Genomic DNA, 6,499 nt, shown 5'->3' with positions numbered 1-6,499 from the left:
GTTTAACTTTACTTCCGGTGCATCTAAACCATACAATCGGATTTCTTTTTTCATTTTGGTGAAACGATTGCAAATAATGATGCTGTCTCCGTCAAGGACTTCGTCAATTTGCCAGTGGGTTTCCACTATGCACGGTGCTTTTGCGTTGTATTGCATTGATTTACAGCTATTTAAGTATTGATATTTCAAAGATAATAATTGAACTTTGACTTATCAGTTTAATCTTATTAATAACAATTTAAATCTTAAAAAAATGGCTAGACAGAAAGGCGTTTTAAAGTATGTGGGAACTCTAGGAGATGTTCGTCACTTCAAAATTAAAGGACAAGAAGGCTACTTTGCCGGAATGGTTGGCGGTCCTTCAGGAGAGCAAGTTTTAACTGCTCCGGAGTTTGAAAGAACTCGTGAGAACATGAACGAGTTTGGCGCTTGTGCCAAAGCAGGGAAATCGGTTCGAACCGGACTTTCTCAATTGATGAAGCAAATGTCAGACACACAAGTCGCAGGACGTTTGACTGCTATCATGAAAAAAATCAATTTGGAAGACCAAACCGAAGCCAGAGGTTATCGAAAAATTGAAATCAGTTCACAGAGAAATTACCTCATCGGGTTTGAGTTTGACAAAAACACTTCTCTGAACGGTATTTTCAACGCACCATTTACCGTATCACACGGAGCTGGAAGAGATACAGCGGATTTTGATATCCCTGCCTTTAATCCTGCCAACTTGGTGAATGCTCCTGCCGGCGCTACTCATTTCCGATTAATCAACACGATTTCTGTTGTGAGTGATTTTGAGTACAATGCAACCACTAACAGTTACGAGCCGATGGATGCGCCACTGAACGAAGTGAGCGATGTACAGTTTAGCGGGTTCTTGGACTTGTATGCAGCTGCTCCGGCTACAACGGTTACTGCTGCACTACCTGCCGGAACGGTTCCGACTGCCAACGTAACTGTTTTACAGTGTATCGGAATTGAGTTCTACCAACAAGTAGGACCAAATTACTACTTGTTTGCTACAGGCAACTGTTTGAAAGTACAGGATGCTTTCTAAAAAAGGTTAAGACAAATCCCTCGGCCAGTCTGAGGGATTTTTTGTTTCACCTCCAATCTTTCAGCTTTACGATGGAAAATGTAAATAACCTAACGGTACTTTTTGGAACACTTATCAGTTTACTGCTTTCGGTTGTGGCTTATTTTATCAAACAATTACACACCGATTTCAAAAGAATGGAGAAAGATTTGGTCGAAGTTAAAACAATGGCTTTAATCATCAAATCAGAGTTTAAAAGCGGAAACGATTTACTCAACCAAAAAGTAGAATACCTAGAAAAAAGAGTACAAACAATAGAACTATCACTTTTAAAAAGTCAAGATCATGAAAAATAGAAAAATAAATGTTGTGGAAAGAGTTCAGGCACCAACTCCAAAATGGTTCAAAGTATTACGCACTATCGGACTTGCTTTGGCAACCGTTGGCGGTAGTATCATTGCTGCACCAATTGCTTTACCTGCCGGACTGGTTACAGCTGCCGGATATTTGGTTTTGGGTGGCGGTATTATTTCCGCCGTTTCCCAAACTGCTGTAAAATCAGAAGAAGAACCCAAAACAGAACCGGAAAAAATAATCTAACCGGTAACAATCAAAAATGTAAAGCTCCGAAATTCGGAGCTTTTTTCGTTTAAATGGGCAAATGCTTTGCCTTTCACCGTTTTATTTAATTGGTGCATTTATATTGCTGTTATGCGTTAGTTTACTCTGAAACGAAGCGCAAACAAAAGGATTATCCTTTGTAATAATGATGTAAAATCGTTTTTCGCAAATCATTTATGAGGTTTATGTTTTCTTGGAATTGCTTTTCTTTCTGTTCCAAGAGTTTAAGTGCCTGCATGTTTTTTTGGTGCTGCTCGTGGTCCTGGATTAATCGGGTGACTTTTGGGAAAAACTCTTTTTTGAAATCGTACAGATTTACAAAGGGAATGACTGAACCGCGAAGGTACATATGCCAAAATTTTGACTTCCATAAGCTGAACGCAATCCAGTAGACCGTTTCGCAATCGTCCTCATTTGAAAAGATGATTACGAAGCTGTTGGTAAACGGTGATTTCTGCGGCTTTCCGCTGTTCAGCCCCTTGTTTAGAATGAAAATGTGTGGTTTGGCGTAAATAGTGCCTTTTCTGTGGGTTTTAGCGATGTAGTTTGTCATGGCGCCTGATGTTTGGTTATAGCTCGGACCTTGCCTCGCACAACAATTTTTTCAAAAGAAAAAAGAGAAAAAAAGAAAGCCATCCCGCCAAGTGGAGGTTTTCAGAAAAGCAAGTTTTTCGGATAAAATACTACCCGATAGGGTGGAGATTTTATCCGAAACCCGTAGGGCTTGAACTTGCTTTTTTGAAAACCGGAACTAAACTTTGCCTTCTTTTTTTTTCTTTTTTGTTTTGATATCCGAATTGTTTCAACTGAAAAACTATCAGGTGTTTTTACTACTAATCAAAAACGTGTATTAATGTGGTAGGGGTCTTGAAAGGATATCGAATTTTGGGGCAGGTTGAAATACCGAACTGGAAGCAATTAAAAATGCTTTCAACCTGAACCGAAATTTGATACTCTTTCTTAGGGTTTGATTTTTGGGGATGCCTAAACAGTGTTTAGTGAACAGTTAGCATTATTCAGTGGGGTTTGTGTTTTGAAAAGGAAAGGCATCTCCAAAAAACAACTATAAACCTCTCCTAGTGCGGTGGCAGTAGCGGAAGCATGGGTATTGTTTTTTTATTTGTGAACTACCCAACTTGTGATTGCTTTTGTGCCGGCTTGATGCCTTCCCGAGTGAATAGTGAACTATGGGAAATTAATAATTAGTTGGTGTTATAAATTGCTTTGGCATTAAGGCGGCGGGGAAGCAATTAAGACAATGCTTCTGACAAATGAAAAAACAATACTCTTGCGGGCAATTATTGGCTTTGTGGGTGCTGCAATCTCTCTTTATTGGGATATACTCGAATTTGAAGAGTAAGCTGCTTTGAACTGCTTACAGCACTTACAAAGACAATACTATTACTACCGCTTTAAACACAATGATTGTAAAAACAGGAAACGGAAACTTCTTTTGGAATGAATAGAACCGGAAAGTTTCTGCTGAAAAAATATGTGTGTAAAAGGCGGTGGCGAAGGGTGGTATTTTTGGTAGCCGGGTGATGCGATGGAAGCTGCCAAAAATGTTGCCCTGGAGCCACCGACCATCGTGAGTGGTGACGATAGGTCTTTTTTTAGCAGGGGCTTGTTATGTGCAGGGGTTTACAATTGCTGTCACCGGCTGGCTTTGTGAAGTTTGGAATAAGTATGCCTTTTGATTGCTCACTATCATTTGCCATAACAAATACAAAACCAACACTACCCATTACCCAAGCACCCGAATTGCACAAAACTACCGGTAACAGCAGTTGTTTTTATTTACAATACTACTTTATCTGTTTGCTTAAAGAAGTAAATCTTGGACTTCTCCTAATGTATTCCATTGCTTCGGTCTCTATTTTGTCCATCGTTTTTATTAGCTCAGCAAATACCCAATCATCTATTTCCGATTTTTTAAAATATACTTTTTTGGCATTTTTATAATGTGGTATGCCATTAGAAGAGGTTGGCTTGTAGATTATCTCTATTCATTGCGATAGGTTCGCAATTAAGAAGCAATTGCTTTATGCTTATAGTGACACTAAAAAAAACAGGCATACTAATGTACACCTGCATTAAAAAAATTAATGATTAATAAGTAAACGAGATTGTTTTATAACCGCGTCGTTCTCTTTCATCAAGATAAAATACTGACCACCGGCAAAACGGGCACAGTCAATCTCGAAAGTTCCTGTTTGGGTTTTAACTTCCCAAACATTCAGGAATCAGTTCTGCAAATGCATTTATTCTTTTATAATCTTAAACTCTTTGCTATTCCCCGAGTTATCCAAGCATTTTAAAAGATAAATTCCTTTGGTCAGACCGGATAAATTGATTTGGTTTTGTCCTGATAGTATCTTCCCTTCTGCCACTTTTTGACCTAAAACCGAATACACTTCATAACTTGTCCAATCGGTTTCGCCTTGCCAGTACAAGTTATCTTTTACCGGATTAGGATATATTTTGATTTCGTTTAGATTAAAATCTTCCGTACTTAATGGCGAACAGGCCGATGTAGCGAACTTCGCCAGGAAAAAATCGGTTTGAGAACCTCCGTTTTGCAAAGTGTTGCCATTTATAGTTAATTGCCCGCCAAAGCCTCCTCCTAAAACATAATCGCCTGAAACGTCTACGGTTAGTGCGGTGCCGTAATCGTCATAATTTACGTTACCGGGAATTTTGTGCAAGCCTAAACAAGCACCGGTGTCTTTGTTAAATCGTGCCAACATAACTTCCGTTCCTTCATTGGCATTGGATGCGAAAATGGTTTGGGAACCCCAGGTAAATGATGAACTAAAACATAAACCGGCTAGACCCACTTCATTCCCGTTTAAAGCTATAGCACCGTATATGTATGAACCATTGTGATTATGACGGGTACTCCAAAATACCGTATCGGCTGTCGCATCGGTTTTGATAATAAAAGGAGTATCTATACCCGATCCTGCTGTAAGCCCTAGGAATGATTCTGTAGCACCTGAAATTTTTCCGGCTATATAAATATTATTCGAAGTATCAAATTCTAAATTGTAAAAACGTAATGATGCTGGCGAAGTACTCGTACTTTCTTTTTTCCATTGAAATTGTCCCAATTCGTTAAAACAGGCTAAAAAAGCTGCATGTGTTATGGCTTGCCCTGCTACAGTAGCTGTTCCGCTTCCTCCTGTATTACTACTAGCAATATAAAAATTACCATTATACTGATTGCGGCTATAGATAGCATTTAAACCAAAATTACTTGTTAATTGTAAATCTAAATGAGTAGCACTAATAAAATTACCATTGGCATCATATTTAAAGTTAAATAAATTACTGCCAGACATATTATTTACAAAAGCACCATCAGCATAAATACCAGAAGGAATGGAAACAAACCAATTAAGAGTACCCGCAGCATCGATTGCTAGATAACGATGACCCGTTTGACTTGTGGCTACAGCTTGTGTTACCAAGGGTTGTGGTTGTTTAAACCAAAGTAAATTCCCATTAGTATCATATTTTGCAATAAATAAGGTTTTACAGCTAGCAGAGGTATAAGCATTTAAAATCACATCACTATCTATACGAGCATAATATGGTGAAGAACAGCTTGAAAATCGTCCTGCAATATAAACATTGTCCTGACTGTCAATTTGAATAGTGGTAACTCTTTCTACAGAACTACCACCGATAATTTTAGACCAACGATACGTACCATCGCAGCTAAAACTACTTAAAGATAAATCTGTTTTTGAGCTACTGTCTCCATAATTGGTTTTTGGGTTACCGTCTATGTTTAAAAGTGTTTGGCCAACTGGCGCCAGAACATAAGTATTCTTTTGGTTATCTCCCACAATATCAATAACTTCTTCCCACCTATCACCTCCCGTCGTTGATAGATTGTCCGTACTCCCACCCCGTTTGCCCCATTGCCAGGTTTGGGCATGAGAAAGGTTTGCTAAAAGGGTAATTAATGCTATTAGTAGTTGTTTATTCATAGGATACTTGCTTAATTAATCCTGTTTTTTACACGTACAGGAATACATAAAAGCTAAAAATAATTAAAAAAAATACAAACCCTCAAATATTTGCTATTTCTACAGTTCAAACAATTACTCAAATTTTCATTTAAAAAACACTCTTTCGGTGTAAGCTTTTACGCAATTTTTCAGCTGAAACCTCCAGTTAAACAAGTATTTTTAGTACAATATGATTAAGTAAAAAACTAACTCTGAATATACCTCCGATTTCAAAATCAGCAGTAAGATTATCAACTTAACCTTTTAGTTGTTTAACAAAATAAGACAAAAAACGCTCAATAAAACATAAAATCATAAGAAATTTGTTTCAATTTTTTTCCGTAACCGGTAACGGAACAAAATACAATTCAACTAAAAATGTGCTAATACTACCGTAACTCAACACACTGCAACAACAATGTTTAGTGAAAGCGGCGAGCAGGTGTTTAACAGGGAGATCTTATTATATTAAGCTTAGTGTTAAACAAACTAAGGCAACAAAAATCCATACCTCGCAAAGCCGGTGCGAAAATATCCGCAAAGCAAAAAGATGCCGTCTAATCCGAAATTTACTCTTAAATCAAAGATAAGGGCTTAAAAAAAGCATTTTCATAAACAATACAAACCTCTAATCAATAAATCAAACCCCTAAAATAAAAAAAGCACCCCTTTCGGAGTGCTTTTCACTTATAACGTATTTTTTAAGAAGCGATGCTTACTTCTTCACGATCATGAATTCAGAACGTCTGTTTTTAGCATGTTCCTCTTCTGTACACTGATCGCACTGTACTTTCGGCTCGCTCTCGCCATAACCTTTTCCGGAGAT

General features: G+C 37.8%; 5 protein-coding genes. 3 read left to right on the top strand and 2 right to left on the bottom strand.

Annotated features, from left to right (window positions below):
• Positions 1 to 253: 253 nt before the first annotated feature.
• The 3 genes from VLB74_RS07325 (at position 254) to VLB74_RS07315 (ending at position 1,636) form a co-directional block, all read left to right on the top strand.
• Positions 254 to 1,057: a hypothetical protein gene (locus VLB74_RS07325; RefSeq protein ID WP_325202806.1), complete on the top strand. Its 804-nt coding sequence runs from the start codon at positions 254 to 256 to the stop codon at positions 1,055 to 1,057.
• A 71-nt stretch (positions 1,058 to 1,128) separates the two neighbouring features.
• The gene (locus VLB74_RS07320) at positions 1,129 to 1,392 is read left to right on the top strand and encodes a hypothetical protein (protein WP_244339420.1); all 264 of its coding nucleotides are present in this window, start codon (positions 1,129 to 1,131) and stop codon (positions 1,390 to 1,392) included.
• Positions 1,382 to 1,636, top strand: a complete 255-nt coding sequence (locus VLB74_RS07315; protein WP_325202805.1) for a hypothetical protein — start codon at positions 1,382 to 1,384, stop codon at positions 1,634 to 1,636. The genes VLB74_RS07320 and VLB74_RS07315 overlap by 11 nt, the downstream gene beginning before the upstream one ends.
• A 151-nt stretch (positions 1,637 to 1,787) precedes the next feature.
• Here VLB74_RS07315 and VLB74_RS07310 read toward each other — a convergent pair whose 3' ends face one another.
• Together VLB74_RS07310 and VLB74_RS07305 are read right to left on the bottom strand one after the other, a co-directional pair.
• Positions 1,788 to 2,210: a DUF6943 family protein gene (locus tag VLB74_RS07310; protein ID WP_325202804.1), complete on the bottom strand. Its 423-nt coding sequence runs from the start codon at positions 2,208 to 2,210 to the stop codon at positions 1,788 to 1,790.
• A 1,708-nt stretch (positions 2,211 to 3,918) separates the two neighbouring features.
• On the bottom strand, positions 3,919 to 5,652 hold the full coding sequence (locus tag VLB74_RS07305) for a T9SS type A sorting domain-containing protein (protein WP_325202803.1): 1,734 nt from the start codon (positions 5,650 to 5,652) through the stop codon (positions 3,919 to 3,921).
• Between the last annotated feature and the right edge of the window lie 847 nt (positions 5,653 to 6,499).

This window comes from Flavobacterium sp. (assembly GCF_035456225.1).
Classification (GTDB): domain Bacteria; phylum Bacteroidota; class Bacteroidia; order Flavobacteriales; family Flavobacteriaceae; genus Flavobacterium.
The sequence above is the reverse complement of the archived record's forward strand: the minus strand, read 5'-3'. Positions and strand labels throughout refer to the sequence as shown.

Bases quoted from the DNA above. Each gene is read 5' to 3' on its own strand.
- VLB74_RS07305 (WP_325202803.1), bottom strand. From the start codon at position 5,652: ATGAATAAACAACTACTAATAGCATTAATTACCCTTTTAGCAAACCTT.
- VLB74_RS07320 (WP_244339420.1), top strand. From the start codon at position 1,129: ATGGAAAATGTAAATAACCTAACGGTACTTTTTGGAACACTTATCAGT.
- VLB74_RS07315 (WP_325202805.1), top strand. From the start codon at position 1,382: ATGAAAAATAGAAAAATAAATGTTGTGGAAAGAGTTCAGGCACCAACT.
- VLB74_RS07310 (WP_325202804.1), bottom strand. From the start codon at position 2,210: ATGACAAACTACATCGCTAAAACCCACAGAAAAGGCACTATTTACGCC.
- VLB74_RS07325 (WP_325202806.1), top strand. From the start codon at position 254: ATGGCTAGACAGAAAGGCGTTTTAAAGTATGTGGGAACTCTAGGAGAT.